Below are 18,884 nucleotides of genomic sequence, written 5' to 3'. Positions count from 1 at the left end.
ATGGCCGTTGCCGTCGACCAGCCGGTTACCGATTTCCAGGCGTCCGCCACCAGCGGACAGACCGTCAGCCTCGCGGCCCTAAAAGGCCAGCAGGTGGTGATTTATTTCTACCCCAAGGACAGCACCCCTGGCTGCACCACCGAAGGCCAGGGTTTTCGTGACCAGTATGCGCAGTTCAAGGCCGCCAACACCGAAGTGTTTGGCGTCTCCCGCGACAGCCTCAAGTCCCACGAGAACTTCAAGTGCAAACAGGAGTTTCCGTTCGAGCTGATCAGTGACAAGGACGAAGCCGTCTGCCAGCTGTTCGACGTGATCAAGCTGAAAAAGCTTTATGGCAAGGAATACCTAGGCGTTGATCGCAGCACCTTTCTGATCGACAAGGACGGTGTGCTGCGCCAGGAATGGCGTGGCGTGAAGGTTCCAGGGCATGTGGATGCGGTGTTGGCGGCGGCTCAGGCGCTTAACAAGGGCTGAAACTTTCGCTGCCTGTACTGGCGCTATCGCGAGCAAGCTCGCTCCCACACTGGATTGGTGGTGTTAATCAACCCCTGTGGGAGCGAGCTTGCTCGCGATGAGGCCATCAGCCCCAACCGATGAGTCAGCTACAGCAACGGCGCCACTATCGGTTCCTTGCTCGGCCACGCATCCAGCACCGCCTTGAACAGCGTCGCCAGGGGAATCGCAAAGAACACGCCCCAAAATCCCCACAGCCCACCGAACAACAACACCGCGCAGATAATCGCCACCGGATGCAGGTTCACCGCCTCGGAGAACAGCAGCGGCACCAACACGTTGCCGTCCAGCGTCTGGATGATCCCGTAGACCGCCATCAGATAAATGAACTGATCGCCCCAGCCCCACTGGAACAGCGCAATCAGCGCCACGGGAACGGTTACCACCACCGTGCCGACGTAGGGCACCACCACCGAAATCCCCACCAACAGCGCCAGCAGTGCAGCGTAATTGAGCCCCAGGGCCACGAAGCCGACATAGGTCACGCCGCCGCAGATGAAAATCTCGATGACTTTTCCGCGAATGTAATTGGCAATCTGGCGATTCATTTCCTGGGCCACCCGGGTAATCAACGCCCGCTCACGGGGAAGGTAGCCACGGACCCAACGGCCGATCATTTCCCGATCCTTGAGAAAGAAAAACACCAGGATCGGCACCAGCACCAGGTAGATCATGATGTTCACCAGGAGAGGCAAACTGGACAGCGAAAACGTCAGCGCCCGCTGGCCGAACTTGCCGATCTGGCCGCGCACCACTTCGATGGCCTGTAACACCTGCTCGTCGGACACCAGGTGCGGATAGCGCTCGGGCAGCAGCAACAGCACCGACTGCCACTTGGCAAGCATCCCCGGCAGCTCGTTGAACAACGTCACCAACTGGTGCCAGAGCAGCGGCACGATCACCACGATGAACACCAACAACAAGCCCATGAACAGGGCGAACACCAAACCCACCGCAACGGCACCCGGTAACCGCAGGCGCTCAAGCGTCGTGACCAACCCTTGCATCAGGTACGCCAGCACCATCCCCGCCAGCACCGGCGCCAACATGCCACCCAGGGTGAGGACCGCCGTGAAGGCCAGGAACAGCAGCACGGCCAGCACCACTGCCTCCTCGTCGGAGAAGTAGCGCTGAATCCAGTCGCGTAACACCTTGAACATTAAAAATCCTTAAGAGACGCTGTCGATTGTTCAGGCTTTCTTCAACCAGTAACGGTAGACGCCGTTTTCGTCTTCCTCACGCAGCAGCGTATGACCGGCCAACCGAGCGAAGGTGCGGAAATCCCGCTGGGAGCCCGCATCCGTCGCGGTCACCTTGAGCACGGCGCCGCTGGCCAGGCGATTGAGTTCCAACTTGGCCTTGAGCAACGGCAACGGGCAATTCAGGCCGCTGGCGTCCAATTCGGCATCGTGGGCTACAGCATCGGTCATCGGTTCACTCCGCGGCAGGTGATTGAGCGACCTAGAATATCTGGTCCCGGGCCCGGTGTCCGGCTACAGTAGGGTCTTTGTCAACTAAGGCTTCGTGCATGACATTTCTGCGCCCCACCCTGCTGACGCTCGCCTGCCTGCTTGCCTCACCGGGCTTCGCCGACGACCTGCCGTCACTTGGCGACGCCAGTTCTGCCATCGTCTCGCCGGAACAGGAACACCAGTTGGGTCGCGCCTGGCTGGCCCTGCTGCGCAGCCAGGTTTCACAGCTCAACGATCCACAGCTCAAGGACTACGTCGAGTCCAGCGTCTACAAACTGGTGGAGACCAGCCAGGTCAATGACCGACGGCTGGAGTTCATCCTGATCAACAGTCCGCAGCTCAACGCTTTTGCCGCACCCGGCGGGATCGTCGGGGTCAACGGCGGCCTGTTCCTCAATGCGCAGACCGAAGGTGAATACGCCTCGGTCATGGCCCACGAACTGGCGCATTTGTCGCAACGCCACTTTGCCCGCGGCGTCGAAGCCCAGCAGCGCATGCAGGTTCCCATGATGGCGGCGCTGCTGGCCGGTATCGTGATTGCCGCGGCCGGTGGCGGTGACGCCGGGATCGCGGCCATCGCCGGGACCCAGGCCGCAGCCATCCAGGAACAGCGGCGCTTCTCCCGCCAGAACGAACAGGAAGCCGACCGCATCGGCATCCAGAACCTGGAAAAGGCTGGCTACGATCCGCGGTCCATGCCGACCATGTTTGAACGCCTGATGCGCCAGTATCGCTTTGACGCCAAGCCACCCGAATTCCTGTTGACTCACCCGGTGACCGAGTCCCGGATCGCCGACACCCGTAACCGCGCTGAACAGGCCAAGCCGGGGGGCATCGAGGACAGTGTGCGTTACCAACTGATTCGCGCACGGGTCCAGTTGACCTATGAAGAAACCCCAGGCCTGGGCGCCAAGCGCTTCCGGGCACAACTGGATGAGAACCCGAAGAACGACGTAGCCCGCTACGGCCTGGCGATTGCGCAGATCAAGGGTGGCCAGTTGAATGAAGCCCGGGAGAACCTCAAGCCGTTGCTGGCCAAATCGCCCAACGAGATCATCTACAACCTGGCCCAGGTGGATCTGGACATCACCAGCAACAAGCTGGCCGACGCTCAATCCCGCGTCGACCGGATGCTGAGCCAATACCCCGGCAACTATCCGCTCAACCAAGTGCACGTCGACCTGTTGCTCAAGCAGAACCGCCCCGCCGATGCCGAGAAGGCCTTGGAGAACTTGCTCAAGACCCGCCCGTACGATCCGGATATCTGGTACATGGTGGCTGAGACTCGTGGGCTGTCGGGAAATATCATCGGTTTGCACCAAGCGCGGGCCGAGTACTTCGCTCTGGTGGGTGACTACCGCCAGGCCATCCAGCAACTGGACTTCGCCAAACGGCGCGCTGGCACCAACTTCCCGCTGTCGTCACGCATCGACGCCCGGCAACGTGAACTCATGGAGCAGGAGCGCCTGGTCAAGGACATGATGGGCTGAGTATTCATCGCGCACAAAAAAACCGCCTCTTTCGAGGCGGTTTTTTATTGAGCCGCTAACCGGTCATTCGGCCAGCTTGAAGGTAATAAAGCTTGCACGCCCCTGACGCAGAACCCGCATCGACACCGAGCGATTCTTCGGCAGCGCCTTGGCAATGTCGGTGAACTCCTTGGCGGAGCCGATTGCCTGGTTGTTCAGGTGCGTGATGATGTCGCCCGGCTGCAGGCCGATCAGCGCAGCAGGACCCTCCTGCACTTCCTTGATCACTACGCCGCCTTGCAGTTCCAGGGTCCGCTTCTGCTCTTCGGTAAGCTCGGCCACCGCCACGCCCAGGCGGTTGCTGCTGCGCTCGACGCCAGACTTAGCCTGCGAATCCAACTCCTTGCCTTCTTCAGGAATGGCGCCGACGGTCAACTCGACGTTCTTGCGCTTGCCTTCGCGAATCACTTCCAGGTTGGCCTTGGCACCCGCCTTGAGGGCACCCACCAAGTGCGGCAGGTCTGCCGACATGACGATGGGTTGACCATTCATGCTCAGAATCACGTCACCCACTTGCAGGCCCCCCTTGGCAGCCGGACCACCTTCCTGGATCTGCGCCACCAGCGCGCCGGCCGGCTTCTCCAACCCGAACGATTCGGCCAAGTCCTTGTTCACTTCCTGGATGACCACGCCCAGCCAGCCACGGCTGACCTTGCCTTCGCTTTTCAGCTGGTTGGAGACGTCCATGGCGACGTCGATCGGAATGGCAAAGGACACGCCCATGAAACCGCCCGAACGGGTGTAGATCTGGGAGTTGATGCCCACCACTTCACCGGCGAGGTTGAACAGCGGACCACCGGAGTTACCCGGGTTGATCGGCACGTCGGTCTGGATGAAGGGCACGTAGTTTTCGTTTGGCAGGCTACGACCGATGGCGCTGACAATGCCTTGGGTCACGGTGTGGTCGAAGCCGAACGGCGAACCGATGGCCACGACCCATTGGCCGGCTTTCAAGTCTTGGGATTTACCCAACTTGAGTACCGGCAGATCCTTGCCCTCGATTTTCAGCAGCGCCACATCGGAACGTGGGTCGGTGCCGACCAGCTTGGCCTTGAGCTCGCTGCGATCAGCCAGACGCACCAGGATTTCGTCGGCATCGGCGATCACATGGTTATTGGTCAGGATGTAGCCGTCGGGCGAGATAATGAAACCCGAACCCAAGGATTGTGCTTCGCGCTGACGGCCACCGCCACCCGGCGAACGCGGCTGCGGCATGCCGCGCTCGAAGAATTCGCGCAGCGCCGGCGGCAATCCTTCCAGATCAGGCATCTGTTGGTCCGACATCCGGCGATCCGGCAGCTTCTGGGTGGTACTGATATTCACCACCGCGGGCGAAGCCTGTTCGACCAACTGGGTGAAATCTGGCAATTCGACCGCCACCGCAGGAACGGCCTGACCAAGCACCAGCACGGTGGCAAAAATGGAAAGATAGGTTTTCAAGCGTGGTATCGACATACGGCTCCCGTTACGACGAGCAGGGTTAAGCGATATGGAGCAAGAAACACCAAGGCGAGATACGCCGGTATTTTTGTTCCGGAAACAGACAAGGCCAGAGCCGAGCGGCTCTGACCTATAGAAAAAAACAAGAAGTTTTGCAAATGAAAATGCTGACAGAAAGTTTCGGCATCTCGATCAAGCCCTGGCGTTATCAGCCTCTTGCGCAATCGAACCACCCAAGCGCCATGCTATTGAGTCGCCGTGACGTCGGATCGCATGGAGAGCGCGATCCGCTCCGCTGTCCCGATCGGAATCTCGCCGACTACCGTGACCATCATTTCGCCCTGAGGCGTCGTAAGTCGACGAGAGACGGCCGCCGTTGGGCCGAGTTGCGTACGGGTATCGGTGGCGTTAGCGCCGTTCAATGGCTCCAGGAACACCGAGAAGCGAGCCAGGCCGTCGTCGTACATCAAGCTATTGACCTGGATCTTAGTGTCCGGATCCTTGCGGGCTGTACTGCTGGTCAATTCAAAACCAGGCGGAAGCCAGTCGGAGTGCCAGGCGGCTTTCACTGAGGCGGCTTTATCTTGCTCCTGCGTGACAGCCTTACAGTCGGCACTGGGTTGCAGTTCGCCATCTGAGGGCTGGGCAATGCTCAAACGAGTGAACTGGAAACGCTCGAGCAATTGACCCTTGTCGTTGAGCAACAACGACTTGAGCGGCAAGCCAGTCTCCTTGTCCAGATGCAGCTCAAAACCATAGCGATGTTGATCCTTGGGCGTCACAGCCACGATGACCGCTTGACGCCCAGCCACGCGCGACTTTCCAATGACGGCAAGGTCGTACCAGTTCTTGAGTTTTTGCGGATCGAGTGTACGTGCGCTGCCATCGGGCGTATTGCCCAGCCCTGCAATCAAGGAGCCGCTGACGCATTGAGTATGTCCATCAATGCGTAGGACTTCCTGTGCCGAGCCGTCGAGCTGGAGTAACCGCTCGCGGACTTTGCCATCCTGGACACGATGCCAGATGTTATGGGTAGAAAAGCTACCGTTGCGCTCGTAGACGAAAGTGCCCTGGAAGCTTTGCTGTTGCTCGGCTTGACTCAGACGATTCAACCAGTCTTGAGCCTCACCGGCATAGGCTGGAACAGCACACCAGCCCCCAAGCAGAAGCGTGAATAGAGGTATGGCGCGCAATAGTCCTCCTTACCGGTTTTCCAGGCTGGCTGCACGGGCGTAAGGCAGTGCGCTTTCAGTACCCTTCAAGGCAGCCTGTTGGGCATGCTGGCGCAGGTAGTTGGGCAGACGCTGATCATGCCAGCCGGGCTGGCCTTGCAGAACACCGTTGACCATGGGACCTGCAGCTTCCGAACCTTCGCTGTAACCAGCCAGTACCGCTGGGCCCTTGACCTGTGGAGCGGCCAGGCCTGGCTGAGTGGACTGCTGTGCCATCTGCACACCAGCAATCTCATCCTGGTTGTACAGACGTACACCGGCCAAAACGGCTACGGTAACCGAAGCGGCAACTGCCAGGCGACCCAGGCTACGCCATGGTCCTCGGGAAGCTTTTGCCGGTACGGTTTCGTCAGCCAATGCAGCAGAAACGGCCGCAGCGATGTCCAGACGCGGAAGCAGCAAGTCCTTGTGCATGACAGCCCGGGCGATCTGGTAACGAGCCCAGGTCTCACGGGTTTCAACATCGTCGAAGGCATTGAGTACCCGACGCAATTCCAATTCGTCCGCTTCGTTATCCATCACTGCGGACAGCGATTCCTGCAGGGCTTCACGACTCATGGCGTTCCTCTCTTGGCTGTCGCCGCTGTCTCAGTTTTCCTGCAACAACGGTTGCAGGGCTTTATCAATGGCCTCCCGAGCGCGGAAAATCCGGGAGCGCACGGTGCCCACTGGACATTGCATGACGCTGGCAATGTCCTCGTAACTCAGACCGTCGAATTCACGTAAAGTTAAAGCCGTACGCAAATCTTCGGGCAATTGCTGGATAGTTCGATGGACGGTGCCTTCGATCTCATCCCGCAGCAACGCTCGTTCCGGTGATTCGAGATCCTTGAGGCCATGATCGCCGTCATAGAACTCTGCATCTTCGGAACTCACATCGCTATCCGGCGGCCGGCGGCCGCGTGAAACCAGATAGTTCTTCGCCGTGTTAATGGCGATGCGGTAAAGCCACGTGTAAAACGCGCTGTCCCCGCGAAAATTACCAAGTGCACGGTAAGCCTTGATAAAGGCTTCCTGAGCGACATCCTGGGCTTCATGGGTGTCGTGCACAAAACGCACGATCAACCCGAGAATTTTGTGCTGGTATTTCAGCACTAGCAGATCGAAAGCTCGCTTGTCGCCGCGTTGGACGCGCTCGACCAGCTGCTGATCCTCTTCCTGGGTTAGCATGAACACTCCTCGATAAGCTCGAAGGAGGCTTGCATTACTAATTGACCGGGCTTGCAAACATAGACTCGGGCTTTTCGCAAAAGTTCTCCCCCTTCCAAGCAAGTTTCCGGCGCGCTCTGATCTCGGCACGCACGAAAAACGCAGCACGAGATGCCCCGGCTGCGCGAATAATCTGTCGCCGGGCCTGTCGCAGAGACTCCAATCGAAATCTTGCATCCACCCGACGCTGCTCCCTTTTGCAGACAACCGTCTATTGAACGTAGGCGATTGGCAAAAGTTCCCACTATTTATAGCGTTGTGCATTCAATCCTGGGCAACCATGACGAGATAAACAGCGTTCTGTCCTCGAAACGGCCGCCTTATCACCGTTTTGGCGAAACCGTGATCCGACGAAGCGTGTCGCTTTTCTGTCACGCTGGTTTCACATTGCCATGTATGCCCGGCTATTGTGCCGATCCCCCCCTCTATATACTAGTGGGCTGCGTGGCTGCCTGACCCGTTAAAGCGGATGTCCTGCGCCAACCCCAACCCGGGTCGCCTTGAGCGGAAACCTTCCAAATGAGCCAACAGTTTCAACACGATGTTCTCGTAATCGGCAGCGGCGCCGCCGGCTTGAGCCTTGCACTGACCCTGCCGGAGCATCTGCGCATTGCAGTGCTGAGCAAAGGCGACCTGGCCAATGGCTCGACATTCTGGGCCCAAGGCGGCGTCGCAGCCGTGCTGGATGACACCGACACCATTGAATCCCACGTCGAAGACACCCTCAACGCCGGCGGTGGCTTGTGCAATCCGCAAGCGGTGCGCTTCACCGTCGAACACAGCAAAGAAGCCATCCAGTGGCTGATCGACCAAGGCGTGCCGTTCACCCGCGATGAGCAATCCGGCACCGAGGACGGCGGTTTCGAGTTTCATTTGACTCGCGAAGGCGGCCACAGCCACCGGCGCATTATTCACGCCGCCGATGCCACCGGCGCTGCGATCTTCAAGACCCTGCTGGCCAAGGCCCGGCAACGGCCGAACATCGAACTGCTGGAACAGCGCGTCGCGGTGGACCTGATCACCGAAAAACGCCTGGGCCTGGACGGTGATCGTTGCCTGGGCGCCTACGTGCTCAATCGCGGCACCGGCGAAGTCGACACCTACGGCGCACGTTTCGTGATCCTGGCCTCTGGTGGCGCAGCAAAAGTCTACCTGTACACCAGCAACCCCGATGGTGCCTGCGGTGACGGCATTGCCATGGCTTGGCGCTCAGGCTGCCGGGTGGCGAACCTGGAGTTCAATCAGTTCCACCCCACCTGCCTTTACCACCCGCTGGCCAAGAGTTTTCTGGTGACCGAGGCCCTGCGTGGCGAGGGGGCTCACCTGAAACTCCCCAACGGAGAACGCTTCATGCAGCGCTTCGATCCCCGCGCCGAACTGGCGCCACGGGACATCGTCGCCCGGGCGATCGACCATGAAATGAAGCGCCTGGGTATCGACTGCGTTTACCTGGACATCAGCCACAAGCCCGAAGCATTCATCAAGAGCCATTTCCCGACGGTATACGAGCGTTGCCTGGAGTTCTCCATCGACATCACCAAGCAACCGATCCCGGTGGTACCGGCGGCGCACTACACCTGCGGAGGCGTGATGGTCGACCAGCAGGGTCGCACCGACGTGCCAGGCCTGTATGCCATTGGCGAAACCAGTTTCACCGGTTTACATGGCGCCAACCGCATGGCCAGCAACTCGCTACTGGAATGTTTCGTCTATGCGCGCTCGGCCGCAGCAGACATTCTTCAACAGTTGCCACAGATCGCCGTTCCCGCCGCCTTGCCATCCTGGGACGCCAGCCAGGTCACCGACTCGGATGAGGATGTGATCATTGCGCACAACTGGGACGAACTGCGGCGTTTCATGTGGGACTACGTCGGCATCGTGCGCACCAACAAGCGCCTGCAAAGGGCCCAGCATCGGGTGCGCTTGTTGCTGGATGAAATCGATGAGTTCTACAGCAACTACAAAGTCAGCCGCGACTTGATCGAGCTGCGCAACCTGGCCCAGGTGGCCGAACTGATGATTCGCTCGGCCATGGAACGCAAGGAAAGCCGAGGGCTGCATTACACCCTCGACTATCCGAACCTGCTGCCCGAGGCACTGGACACTATCCTGGTGCCGCCCACCTACGCCGACTGAACTTGAGTCGCACCCGCAGGCGCCGATGCTCATCCGGCGCCAGCGCGTTGCGGGGCACGCACAGCGACCGGATCCGCCGCTCCCCTTGCAGGCGAAAACGCAGCACGACGATCAACGGCAGTGCCAGGCTATCAGGGCGCAACTGCACCGCCCGCCAGCCATCGGCTCTGCTCCAGAGCTGCCAACCGCCGGCATCACGACGCAAGCCGCAAAAGGCCCGGCGATGGGTCAGCAAGATATCTCGCGGTATCGTCCAGGCGCCATGGGCCAGGCACAGCGCAACGCCAAGCGCCGTGAACCAGAACGGGACAGACAACAGGAACAACGAAGCCAAGGCGAACACCTGGGCCAGGAGATAGGCCGCCAGCAATTGCCCGCAGGCCTGCCAGCGGCATTCGAAGCGACTACTTGGGCTGGACACGGTCCAGAATCATCCGAACCATGCGTTGCAGCTCTGGATCTTCGGATTCGCTGCGCTCCATGAACCAGCCAAACATGTCCTGATCCTCGCACTCGAGCAGACGGACATAGCACGCACGGTCCACTTCATTAAGATGGGGATAAACCTCTTTCACGAACGGCACCAGCAACACGTCCAGCTCAAGCATGCCGCGGCGGCTGTGCCAGTAGAGGCGATTCAGTTCAACATCTTCGACCATGGAGCGCTCCTCAAATAGAGCGCAAGTATACAGGCCCCGCCGCCGCGGAACAGACAGCTTTGGTCGGGCACCACCGATCCTTTGTGAACTACCCATTTCAAGGGCGCCCCCTTATGATGTCCACCAGACTATTTATCCTGCGATGACCCATGGCTGATTCCGCTTTTTTCTGCACCCTGTCCCACGAAGGCGTTCTCGCGGTCCGCGGCGTGGATGCCAGCAAATTCCTGCAGGGTCAATTGACCTGCAACCTCAACTACTTGAACGACAGCCGGGCCAGCCTCGGTGCCCGCTGCACCCAGAAAGGCCGGATGCAATCGAGTTTCCGCATCCTGCTCGAAGGCGATGGTGTGTTGATGGCCATGGCCACCCCATTGCTCGAACCGCAACTGGCGGATCTAAAAAAATATGCCGTGTTCTCCAAATCCAAGCTCACCGATGAAAGTGCGGCCTGGGTTCGTTTCGGCCTGGAAAACGCCGACAAAGCGATGACCGACCTGGGCCTCGAACTGCCGGTCGACACCGACAGTGTCGCTCGCCATGAATCCCTGATCGCCATCCGCGTCTCTCCCGACCGGGCCGAACTGTGGGCCCCCGCCGGGCAGGCCGATACGCTGAAATCCAAGCTGAGCGCAGAATTGACCGAGGCTGACCTGAACCAATGGCTGCTGGGCCAGGTCCGCGCCGGGATAGGCCAGGTCATGCCGGCCACCCGCGAACTGTTCATCCCGCAGATGCTCAACCTGCAAGCCGTAGGCGGTGTGAGTTTCAAAAAAGGTTGCTACACCGGCCAGGAAATCGTCGCCCGCATGCAGTACCTGGGCAAGCTCAAACGACGCCTGTATCGCCTGCGACTGGACGCCAGCGAACTGCCGGAACCCGGCACCGCGCTGTTTTCCCCGACTCACGGCAGTTCCATCGGTGAAGTGGTGATTGCCGCTCGCGCTGAACGAAACATTGAACTGCTGGCGGTGTTACAGGCCGAAGCAGCAGACGGCGGTAATCTTCACCTCGGTGTTTTGGACGGCCCGGCCCTGCAGTTGTTGGACCTGCCTTACGAGCTGGACCGTGACCGCGAGATCCAGCGCTGATAGCAGCATTTGTCGCAACACCCTAGAGAACCGAAATGAGCGATTTGGCGGATAAGGTCCAACGGGATTTGGTACAGGCCATCGATAACGATGACTTGGTTCTGCCAACATTACCGGAAGTGGCCCTGCAGATTCGCCGGGCCGCCGAAGACCCGGAAATCAGCGTGAGCAACCTGAGCAAAGTGATCGGCCGTGACACGGCTCTCTCCGCACGCCTGATAAAAGTGGTCAACAGCCCGCTGCTGCGCGCTACGCAAGAGGTCACGGACCTGCACACGGCCATCACCCGGCTGGGGGTCAACTACAGCAGCAACCTGGCCATCGGCCTGGTCATGGAGCAGATATTCCATGCCCGCTCCGAGGTGGTGGAGCAGAAAATGCGCGAAGTCTGGCTCAAAAGCCTGGAGATTGCCGGCGTCAGCTATGCGTTGTGTCGCGGTTATACGCAGCTCAAGCCTGATCAGGCGGCGTTGGGCGGACTGGTGCATCAGATTGGCGTACTGCCGATCCTGACCTATGCGCAGGACAACAACGAATTGCTGTCGGATCCGGTCAGCCTTAACCATGTCATCGAAACGATTCACCCGGTACTGGGGGACAAGTTGCTCAGCGTCTGGGAGTTTCCGGAGAGGCTGGTGAAGCTGCCAGGGTTGTATCTGGATTTCACCCGGGATTCGAAGCAAATCGATTATGTCGACCTGGTGCAGATTGCTGCGCTGTATTGCTACAAGGACACCGACCATCCCCTCAGCGAGGTTGATGTGTTTGCGGTTCCGGCGTTCAAGAAGCTGGGGATCGACCCGGACAACAAGGCCCGGTGTGCGGATATCGAAGAAGCGCGGTCGATGTTTTATTAAGCCCAAGCGTAAACCTATTTCCCTGTGGCGAGGGCGCTTGCTCCCGCTGGACCGCGAAGCGGTCCCATAAGCCTTGCGCCTGCTGCGCAGTCGAGCGGGAGCAAGCTCCCTCGCCACAATGTGTTCGATAATTAATCTGAACCTGGGATAAAACTCACCCGCACCTTCAATCCACCTTCCTGCCCGTCATGCAGGGTAATCTGCGCCAAGTGGGCCCGGCAGATTTCCCCGACAATCGCCAATCCCAAGCCTGAACCGGCCACTTGCTGGTTGCGTCGATAGAAGCGCTCAAACACTCGGTCCCGCTCATGCAGCGGAATGCCGGGGCCATCGTCCTCTACCTCCAGCACCGCCGGCGCCGTGACCCGCAGGATCACATTCCCGCCCTGCGGCGTATGGGCCAGGGCGTTGTCCACCAGATTGCTCAACAGCTCGTTCAACAACGTCGGCTCGCCCCGCAGCCACACGGGTTCGTCGGCTTCCAGGGCCAACGCTACGCCTCGGGCATGGGCCAGCGGGGCCATGGCCATCCCTAATTCACGGGCCAATTGGCTCAGATCAAGCAACTGGGCACCGCCCTCGGCAATGGCCCGGGCGCCGTTCTCCACGCGCGCCAGGGACAGCAACTGATTCGCCAGGTGGGTCAGCCGGTCGGTTCCCTGCGCCGCGGTTTCCAGGGTTTCACGCCAGGTCGCCGGCTCACTGGCGCGCAGGCCCAGCTCAAGGCGCGCCTTGAGTGCGGCCAGGGGCGTGCGCAGTTCATGGGCAGCATCGGCAATGAATTGCGCCTGGCGTTCGAACTGCCCACGCAGACGCTCAGTGAAATGGTTGAGGGCCCGCACCAGGGGCCAAAGCTCATGCTGGACTTCCACCAGCGGCAATGGCCGCAGATCGTCCGGCTGACGCTCTTCCACCGCCGTGCGCAAGCGCTCCAGCGGGCGCAGCGCGGCACTGACCGCAAACCACACCAACAACAGCGCCCCAATGGCCAGCATGCCCAGGCGTAACAAGGTGTCGGCCGCCAAGCTGCGGGCCATGCTGACCCGCGCCTCTTCGGTTTCCGCCACGCGAATTTCCGCCATGCCGTTCATTTCCGGCTCGCTCACTGCCTTGAGCAGGCTGACCACCCGCACGTTCTGACCCTGATAGCGAGCGTTGTAAAAGCGGGCCAGAGCCGGGTAATCGTCCGTGCGCAACGTGCCGGGGGGCGGCCCGGGCAGGTTTTCGTAACCGGAAATCAGCTTCTTATTGATGTCATTGACCTGGTAATAAATGCGCCCGGCGCTGTCGTAGGCGAAGGTATCCAGCGCCACGTAAGGCACATCCGCGCTGAGGCTGCCATCACGCTGCGAAAGACCGGCGGCGATGGTCCGTGCCGAGGCCAGGAGGGTGCGATCGTAGGCGGTATCGGCGGCCTCACGGCCGTTCCAGTAGGCACTCAGGCCGCTGGCGAGCATCAGTACCACCAGCAGCAGTGCGAGGTTGCGCAGCAGCCGCCACCGCAGGCTGTCGGGCTTATGCATCGCGGTTTTCCAGCAGGTAACCCAGGCCCCGGAATGTCACGATTGCCACGGCATGGCCGTCGAGCTTCTTGCGCAGGCGGTGGATGTAGATTTCGATGGCGTCAGGGCTGGCCTCTTCGTCCAGGCCGAATACCTGGGCCGCCACTTGCTCCTTGCTCATCACCCGACCGGGCCGGGCAATCAACGCTTCCAGCACGGCCTGCTCACGTGACGTCAGGGTCAGCAGCTCGTCGTCGAGGGTGAAGCGGCGAGTGTCCAGGTCATAGACCAGCCCGCCACAGCGCTGCTGGCGTTCACCGCCCAACACGCTACGACGCAGCAACGCCTTGACGCGCGCTTCAAGCTCAGTGAGCTCGAAGGGCTTGGCCAGGTAATCGTCGGCGCCCAGGTTCAGGCCATGGACCCGGTCCTTGACGTCACTGCGAGCGGTCAGCATCAGCACCGGCAGGGTCTTGCCTCGCGAGCGCAGGCGCGCCAGCACCTCGAAGCCATCCATGCGCGGCAGCCCCACATCGAGGATCGCCACGGCGTATTCCTCGCTGCTCAAGGCCAGGTCGGCCGCCACCCCGTCGTGCAGCACATCCACGGTCAAACCGGTGCTCTTGAGTGCCTGGGCTACACTTTCAGCGAGCTGCAGATGGTCTTCAACGAGCAGAACACGCATGGATTTTTCCTCGATTCAGGGATGGTCGGCGCCATTCTTTGGCGCGGAGTTTACAGCCGAGTCCGCCGCTGTGGAGGCAAAAGAATCATGAAAGCCTGCTGAAAGGTTAGCGAAAGGTTGGGCCGTTAGAGTCTCAACACGGACAGTTTCGACTGGCCAATCGCGACTTGTATTGCGAACGAAAAACGCCTCGAAGCGTTTTCGCCAAATAAGAACAATAAAAGCGGAGTATTCACCATGCTGTTCCTACAGCTCCAGGCCCCAACGCCTGCTCGCCCCTCCCGCCTCAATCAGACCGCCGTGGCCGATGCCGCCGCTCCTCGGTCCAGCGCCTTCGCTTGCCTTCAATCCCGGGACGTCCCGCCACACCCTGCGCCCGCCATGGGCGACGATCAGGTCGGGAACCCATCGACACCGAATTTGCACCACACACAACAACAACTCCTGTGGAGACGATGATGAACCTATCACTGCGTAAAGTAGCCCTGGCCGTCGGATGCCTGATGTTCGCCGGACAGCTGCTCGCTGAACCGAAGCGCCCGGAATGTATCGCCCCAGCCTCCCCTGGCGGCGGCTTTGACTTGACCTGCAAACTGGTACAAAGCGCACTAGTCAATCAAAAGCTGCTGAGCAAACCAATGCGCGTCACCTACATGCCGGGCGGCGTCGGCGCAGTGGCCTACAACGCAGTCGTCGCTCAGCGTCCAGCAGACGGCGGCACATTGGTAGCCTGGTCCAGCGGCTCGTTGCTGAACCTGGCCCAGGGCAAGTTCGGTCGTTTCGATGAAAGCGCCGTGCGCTGGCTGGCCGCCGTCGGCACCAGCTATGGCGCCATCGCCGTAAAAAGCGATTCACCCTACAAGAACCTCGACGATCTGGTACAGGCCCTGAAGAAAGACCCGGGTTCGGTGGTCATCGGTTCCGGCGGCACCGTCGGCAGCCAGGACTGGATGCAGACCGCCCTGATCGCCAAAGCCGCCGGCATCAACCCGCGCGACCTGCGCTACGTAGCCCTCGAAGGTGGTGGTGAAATCGCCACCGCGCTGCTCGGCGGCCACATCCAGGTCGGCAGTACCGACATTTCCGACTCCATGCCCCACATCCAGAGCGGCGACATGCGCCTGCTGGCCGTGTTTGCCGAGAAACGCCTCGACGAGCCGGAGATGAAAGACATTCCAACTGCCAAAGAGCAAGGCTACGACATCGTCTGGCCGGTGGTTCGCGGCTTCTACCTCGGGCCAAAAGTGAGCGACGAAGACTACGCCTGGTGGAAAGACGCGTTCGACAAGCTGCTGGCTTCCGAAGAGTTCGCCAAGCTGCGTGACCAGCGCGAGCTGTTCCCGTTTGCCATGACCGGCCCGGAATTGGACACCTATGTGAAGAAGCAAGTGGCTGATTACAAGGTGTTGGCCAAAGAGTTCGGCCTGATCCAGTAACCGTCTCTGTTCTCGCGGCGGCGCTGGCATACGCCGGCGTCGCCCAGGAGTTAGTCATGCTCACTATCCAACGTATTTTTGCTGCGCTGCTGCTGCTGGTCTGCATCGGCCTCGCGCTGATGGCCTGGCCGTATCAGGCAGCCTTTTCCTACGAACCGGTCGGCCCACGCGCCTTTCCCTTGCTGATGCTGGGGCTGATGGGCCTGGCGCTGCTGTACATGGTGTTCCGTCCGACTCCGATCGTGCACAGCGACGAGGACCCGCACCTGGACCGTGAAACCCTGCAGAAGATCGGCATCTGTGTGGCGCTGCTGCTGGTATTCGCCGGGACCTTCGAACCCCTGGGCTTCATTGTCGCCAGCATCCTGATCGGCGTGCCGATGGCGCGTCTGTATGGCGGGCGCTGGGTGCCGAGCACCGTGATCATCAGCCTGATGGCCATTGGTCTTTATCTGTTGTTCGACAAGCTGATGGACGTGCCGCTGCCCCTGGGCCTGCTCGACGTCCTGGAGAATTGATATGGATACCCTGAATTATCTCGGCCAGGGTTTTGGCGTTGCACTGACCCCCTACAACCTCGTCACCGCACTGACCGGCACCCTGATCGGCACCGTCGTCGGCCTGCTGCCTGGCCTCGGCCCGATCAACGGCGTGGCGCTGTTGATCCCGATTGCGTTCGCCCTGGGCCTGCCGCCGGAATCGGCGCTGATTCTGCTGGCGGCGGTGTACCTGGGTTGCGAGTACGGTGGACGGATCAGCTCGATCCTGCTCAACATCCCGGGCGAAGCCTCCACCGTGATGACCACGCTCGACGGTTACCCAATGGCCCGCCAAGGCCTGGCCGGGGTGGCGCTGTCACTGTCAGCGTGGAGTTCGTTCATCGGCGCATTCATCGCCACCTGTGGCATGGTGCTGTTCGCGCCGTTGCTGGCCAAATGGGCGATTGCCTTCGGGCCGGCGGAATATTTCGTCCTGATGGTCTTCGCCATTGTCTGTCTCGGCGGCATGGCCGGCGACCGACCGCTCAAGACGTTCCTTGCAGCGCTGATCGGGCTGTTCCTGTCCTGCGTCGGGATCGATGCCAACAGTGGTGTCTATCGTTTCACTGGCGACAACATCCACTTGACCGACGGCATTCAGTTCGTCGTGTTGGTGCTGGGTCTGTTCTCCATCAGCGAAATCCTGTTGTTGCTGGAGAAAACCCATCGCGGCCAGGAAGCGGTGAAAGCCACCGGGCGGATGATGTTCAACTTCAAGGAAGCGGCGTCGGTCTTCACCGTGAACCTGCGGTGCGGCGTGCTCGGCTTCATCATGGGCGTGCTGCCGGGTGCCGGTGCGACGCTGGCCAGTGCCGTGGCCTACATGACTGAAAAACGCATTGCCGGTGCCAGCGGCACGTTCGGCCAGGGCGACAAGCGCGGCCTCGCCGCTCCGGAAACCGCTATCGGCGGCGCGGCCTGCGGTGCGCTGGTGCCAATGCTGACCCTCGGCGTTCCCGGCTCGGGGACTACAGCGGTGATGATCGGCGCGCTGTCGCTGTACAACATCACCCCCGGTCCGCTGCTGTTCCAGCAACAGCCCGATATCGTCTGGGGCCTGATCGCATCGTTGTTCGTCGCCAACATCATGCTGGTGATCCTCAACATCCCGATGATTCGCATCTTTACCCGCATCCTGGCCGTGCCGAACTGGGCACTGGTGCCGGTCATCGCGATCATCACCGGGATCGGCGTCTACGCAGTGCATGCGACCACATTCGACCTGTTCCTGATGATCGGCATCGGTATCTTCGGCTACATCCTGCGCAAGCTGGATTTCCCGTTGTCGCCCGTCCTGCTGGGCTTCATCCTCGGTGGCCTGATGGAGCAGAACCTGCGCCGTGCCCTGTCGATTTCCAACGGAGCGCTGGAAATCCTCTGGTCGAGCCCAATCACCTTTGGTTGCTGGGTGCTGACGGCGATCATGCTGTTCATGCCGTTGCTGCGGATCTGGCGTCGCCGCGCCGCACAACGTCGCGCCCTGGCCAATGTCTGAAGCGATCTTCAGACAATGGTGGGGAACACCGCTGGTCGGTCTGGCCGGCGGTTATCTGGCCAGCCTGATCGGCTGGCCATTGCCCTGGATGGTCGGCTCGTTACTGGCGATCATCCTGGTGCGCTGCCTGACCCCGTGGCAACTGATGGAAATTCCCGGCGGCCGTAAATGCGGCCAATGGGTGGTGGGCATCGGTATCGGCCTGCACTTCACCCCCGTGGTGATGGAACAAGTCCTGAGCCACTTCGGCTTGATCTTTTTCGGCGCGCTGATCACCAGCGTGTCCAGCATAGTGAGTGTGTGGTTGATGCGCCGTACTGGCGAAGACCGCGCCACCGCTTTCTTCTCCAGCATGCCGGGCGGCTCCGGCGAAATGGTCAACCTCGGCGCCCGCAACGGCGCGGACCTCAGTCGCGTTGCTGCGGGCCAGAGCTTGCGAGTGCTGGTGGTGGTGCTGTGCGTGCCGGCGGCCTTCAAATATCTGCTGGGCGAAGGCGCCCCGCTGCAGCACCCCACGACGGTGGACTGGTTGTGGCTGGCCATTTTGTTCCCGGCGGGCGCCCTGCTCGCCTGGATTTGGGAGCGCTTGCGCCAACCCAACCCATGGTTGTTCGGCCCGTTGCTGGTGAGTGCGGCGGTGAGCGTCGGCTGGGACCTGCACATCGGCCTGCCCGATGGTGCCAGCCAGATCGGCCAGTGGCTGATCGGCAGTGGACTGGGCTGTCATTTCAACCGGCAGTTCTTCCGCCGGGCGCCATCGTTCATGGGACGCACCCTGATCGGCACGGTATTGACGATGCTGATCGCCACGCTCGCCGCCCTGGGCCTGAGCACGCTGACCCATCTGGACTTACGCTCGCTGACACTGGGCATGATGCCCGGCGGCATCGCCGAGATGAGCCTGACCGCAGAGACGCTGCAGCTGTCGGTGCCATTGGTGACGGCGTTGCAGGTGATGCGGCTGTTGTTCGTGCTGTTCCTGGCGGAGCCGTTGTTCAGGTATTGGATGCGCAAGCCGGGTTCGGTCTGATAGTCCTCGGCGCCTTCATCGCGAGCAAGCTCGCTCCCACACTGACCTGTGTACGGCGC

General features: G+C 60.7%; 19 protein-coding genes. 9 read left to right on the top strand and 10 right to left on the bottom strand.

Going from position 1 to position 18,884, the window contains the following annotated elements:
• Positions 1 to 474 carry a peroxiredoxin gene (locus QNH97_RS06990; RefSeq protein WP_283556189.1) on the top strand — a complete coding sequence of 158 codons (474 nt, stop codon included), beginning with the start codon at positions 1 to 3 and terminating at the stop codon, positions 472 to 474.
• 128 nt (positions 475 to 602) lie between these two features.
• Here QNH97_RS06990 and QNH97_RS06985 read toward each other — a convergent pair whose 3' ends face one another.
• Together QNH97_RS06985 and QNH97_RS06980 are read right to left on the bottom strand one after the other, a co-directional pair.
• Positions 603 to 1,673: an AI-2E family transporter gene (locus QNH97_RS06985; RefSeq protein ID WP_283556188.1), complete on the bottom strand. Its 1,071-nt coding sequence runs from the start codon at positions 1,671 to 1,673 to the stop codon at positions 603 to 605.
• A 30-nt stretch (positions 1,674 to 1,703) separates the two neighbouring features.
• Positions 1,704 to 1,943: a sulfurtransferase TusA family protein gene (locus QNH97_RS06980; RefSeq protein WP_186612232.1), complete on the bottom strand. Its 240-nt coding sequence runs from the start codon at positions 1,941 to 1,943 to the stop codon at positions 1,704 to 1,706.
• A 98-nt stretch (positions 1,944 to 2,041) separates the two neighbouring features.
• Here QNH97_RS06980 and QNH97_RS06975 point away from each other — a divergent pair, with 98 nt between their 5' ends.
• The gene (locus tag QNH97_RS06975; RefSeq protein WP_283556187.1) at positions 2,042 to 3,475 is read left to right on the top strand and encodes a M48 family metalloprotease; all 1,434 of its coding nucleotides are present in this window, start codon (positions 2,042 to 2,044) and stop codon (positions 3,473 to 3,475) included.
• Positions 3,476 to 3,538: 63 nt separating this feature from the next.
• Here the strand turns inward: QNH97_RS06975 and QNH97_RS06970 are convergent, their stop codons facing one another.
• The 4 genes from QNH97_RS06970 to rpoE form a co-directional block, all read right to left on the bottom strand.
• The gene (locus QNH97_RS06970) at positions 3,539 to 4,969 is read right to left on the bottom strand and encodes a DegQ family serine endoprotease (RefSeq protein WP_283556186.1); all 1,431 of its coding nucleotides are present in this window, start codon (positions 4,967 to 4,969) and stop codon (positions 3,539 to 3,541) included.
• A 230-nt stretch (positions 4,970 to 5,199) separates the two neighbouring features.
• Entirely contained in the window at positions 5,200 to 6,147 is a 948-nt protein-coding gene (locus QNH97_RS06965) for a MucB/RseB C-terminal domain-containing protein (RefSeq protein WP_283556185.1), read from the bottom strand.
• Between the two features lie 9 nt (positions 6,148 to 6,156).
• The gene (locus tag QNH97_RS06960) at positions 6,157 to 6,744 is read right to left on the bottom strand and encodes a sigma-E factor negative regulatory protein (protein ID WP_283556184.1); all 588 of its coding nucleotides are present in this window, start codon (positions 6,742 to 6,744) and stop codon (positions 6,157 to 6,159) included.
• A gap of 30 nt (positions 6,745 to 6,774) precedes the next feature.
• Positions 6,775 to 7,356, bottom strand: coding sequence for an RNA polymerase sigma factor RpoE/AlgU (gene rpoE, locus QNH97_RS06955; protein WP_003172477.1), 582 nt, complete (start codon positions 7,354 to 7,356; stop codon positions 6,775 to 6,777).
• A 558-nt stretch (positions 7,357 to 7,914) separates the two neighbouring features.
• Here rpoE and nadB point away from each other — a divergent pair.
• Positions 7,915 to 9,531, top strand: coding sequence for an L-aspartate oxidase (gene nadB, locus QNH97_RS06950; RefSeq protein ID WP_283556183.1), 1,617 nt, complete (start codon positions 7,915 to 7,917; stop codon positions 9,529 to 9,531).
• Here the strand turns inward: nadB and QNH97_RS06945 are convergent.
• Complete coding sequence (locus tag QNH97_RS06945; protein WP_283556182.1) at positions 9,500 to 9,952, bottom strand: protein YgfX; 453 nt, start codon at positions 9,950 to 9,952, stop codon at positions 9,500 to 9,502. The two genes, nadB and QNH97_RS06945, sit on opposite strands and share 32 nt — an antisense overlap.
• Positions 9,936 to 10,190: an FAD assembly factor SdhE gene (locus QNH97_RS06940; RefSeq protein ID WP_003184348.1), complete on the bottom strand. Its 255-nt coding sequence runs from the start codon at positions 10,188 to 10,190 to the stop codon at positions 9,936 to 9,938. Before QNH97_RS06940 ends, QNH97_RS06945 begins: the two co-directional genes overlap by 17 nt.
• Before the next feature lie 149 nt (positions 10,191 to 10,339).
• Here QNH97_RS06940 and ygfZ point away from each other — a divergent pair, with 149 nt between their 5' ends.
• Both ygfZ and QNH97_RS06930 read left to right on the top strand, forming a co-directional pair.
• Entirely contained in the window at positions 10,340 to 11,281 is a 942-nt protein-coding gene (gene ygfZ, locus QNH97_RS06935; RefSeq protein WP_283556181.1) for a CAF17-like 4Fe-4S cluster assembly/insertion protein YgfZ, read from the top strand.
• A 35-nt stretch (positions 11,282 to 11,316) separates the two neighbouring features.
• Positions 11,317 to 12,138 carry an HDOD domain-containing protein gene (locus QNH97_RS06930; protein ID WP_283556180.1) on the top strand — a complete coding sequence of 274 codons (822 nt, stop codon included), beginning with the start codon at positions 11,317 to 11,319 and terminating at the stop codon, positions 12,136 to 12,138.
• 131 nt (positions 12,139 to 12,269) lie between these two features.
• On the opposite strand, the gene tctE is transcribed toward QNH97_RS06930, so the two are convergent.
• Positions 12,270 to 13,661: a two-component system sensor histidine kinase TctE gene (gene tctE / locus QNH97_RS06925; protein ID WP_283556179.1), complete on the bottom strand. Its 1,392-nt coding sequence runs from the start codon at positions 13,659 to 13,661 to the stop codon at positions 12,270 to 12,272.
• The gene (gene tctD / locus QNH97_RS06920; RefSeq protein WP_025212358.1) at positions 13,654 to 14,325 is read right to left on the bottom strand and encodes a two-component system response regulator TctD; all 672 of its coding nucleotides are present in this window, start codon (positions 14,323 to 14,325) and stop codon (positions 13,654 to 13,656) included. The genes tctE and tctD overlap by 8 nt, the downstream gene beginning before the upstream one ends.
• A gap of 458 nt (positions 14,326 to 14,783) precedes the next feature.
• Here tctD and QNH97_RS06915 point away from each other — a divergent pair, with 458 nt between their 5' ends.
• The 4 genes from QNH97_RS06915 to QNH97_RS06900 are packed head-to-tail and all read left to right on the top strand — an operon-like array spanning position 14,784 to position 18,825.
• Positions 14,784 to 15,761 carry a Bug family tripartite tricarboxylate transporter substrate binding protein gene (locus tag QNH97_RS06915; protein ID WP_283556178.1) on the top strand — a complete coding sequence of 326 codons (978 nt, stop codon included), beginning with the start codon at positions 14,784 to 14,786 and terminating at the stop codon, positions 15,759 to 15,761.
• Between the two features lie 56 nt (positions 15,762 to 15,817).
• Positions 15,818 to 16,279, top strand: a complete 462-nt coding sequence (locus tag QNH97_RS06910) for a tripartite tricarboxylate transporter TctB family protein (RefSeq protein ID WP_283556177.1) — start codon at positions 15,818 to 15,820, stop codon at positions 16,277 to 16,279.
• Between the two features lies 1 nt (position 16,280).
• Positions 16,281 to 17,795 carry a tripartite tricarboxylate transporter permease gene (locus QNH97_RS06905; RefSeq protein ID WP_283556176.1) on the top strand — a complete coding sequence of 505 codons (1,515 nt, stop codon included), beginning with the start codon at positions 16,281 to 16,283 and terminating at the stop codon, positions 17,793 to 17,795.
• Positions 17,788 to 18,825, top strand: coding sequence for an AbrB family transcriptional regulator (locus tag QNH97_RS06900; protein ID WP_283556175.1), 1,038 nt, complete (start codon positions 17,788 to 17,790; stop codon positions 18,823 to 18,825). Before QNH97_RS06905 ends, QNH97_RS06900 begins: the two co-directional genes overlap by 8 nt.
• The last annotated feature ends 59 nt before the right edge of the window (positions 18,826 to 18,884 follow it).

This window comes from Pseudomonas sp. G2-4, assembly GCF_030064125.1.
GTDB lineage: Bacteria > Pseudomonadota > Gammaproteobacteria > Pseudomonadales > Pseudomonadaceae > Aquipseudomonas.
Note: the sequence above shows the minus strand (reverse complement) of the source record. Positions and strands in the feature narration are given on the sequence as shown.

Bases quoted from the DNA above. Each gene is read 5' to 3' on its own strand.
- QNH97_RS06915 (WP_283556178.1), top strand. From the start codon at position 14,784: ATGAACCTATCACTGCGTAAAGTAGCCCTGGCCGTCGGATGCCTGATG.
- QNH97_RS06900 (WP_283556175.1), top strand. From the start codon at position 17,788: ATGTCTGAAGCGATCTTCAGACAATGGTGGGGAACACCGCTGGTCGGT.
- tctE (WP_283556179.1), bottom strand. From the start codon at position 13,661: ATGCATAAGCCCGACAGCCTGCGGTGGCGGCTGCTGCGCAACCTCGCA.
- QNH97_RS06980 (WP_186612232.1), bottom strand. From the start codon at position 1,943: ATGACCGATGCTGTAGCCCACGATGCCGAATTGGACGCCAGCGGCCTG.
- QNH97_RS06910 (WP_283556177.1), top strand. From the start codon at position 15,818: ATGCTCACTATCCAACGTATTTTTGCTGCGCTGCTGCTGCTGGTCTGC.
- QNH97_RS06905 (WP_283556176.1), top strand. From the start codon at position 16,281: ATGGATACCCTGAATTATCTCGGCCAGGGTTTTGGCGTTGCACTGACC.
- QNH97_RS06985 (WP_283556188.1), bottom strand. From the start codon at position 1,673: ATGTTCAAGGTGTTACGCGACTGGATTCAGCGCTACTTCTCCGACGAG.
- QNH97_RS06940 (WP_003184348.1), bottom strand. From the start codon at position 10,190: ATGGTCGAAGATGTTGAACTGAATCGCCTCTACTGGCACAGCCGCCGC.
- rpoE (WP_003172477.1), bottom strand. From the start codon at position 7,356: ATGCTAACCCAGGAAGAGGATCAGCAGCTGGTCGAGCGCGTCCAACGC.
- QNH97_RS06990 (WP_283556189.1), top strand. From the start codon at position 1: ATGGCCGTTGCCGTCGACCAGCCGGTTACCGATTTCCAGGCGTCCGCC.
- QNH97_RS06970 (WP_283556186.1), bottom strand. From the start codon at position 4,969: ATGTCGATACCACGCTTGAAAACCTATCTTTCCATTTTTGCCACCGTG.
- tctD (WP_025212358.1), bottom strand. From the start codon at position 14,325: ATGCGTGTTCTGCTCGTTGAAGACCATCTGCAGCTCGCTGAAAGTGTA.
- ygfZ (WP_283556181.1), top strand. From the start codon at position 10,340: ATGGCTGATTCCGCTTTTTTCTGCACCCTGTCCCACGAAGGCGTTCTC.
- nadB (WP_283556183.1), top strand. From the start codon at position 7,915: ATGAGCCAACAGTTTCAACACGATGTTCTCGTAATCGGCAGCGGCGCC.
- QNH97_RS06975 (WP_283556187.1), top strand. From the start codon at position 2,042: ATGACATTTCTGCGCCCCACCCTGCTGACGCTCGCCTGCCTGCTTGCC.
- QNH97_RS06930 (WP_283556180.1), top strand. From the start codon at position 11,317: ATGAGCGATTTGGCGGATAAGGTCCAACGGGATTTGGTACAGGCCATC.
- QNH97_RS06960 (WP_283556184.1), bottom strand. From the start codon at position 6,744: ATGAGTCGTGAAGCCCTGCAGGAATCGCTGTCCGCAGTGATGGATAAC.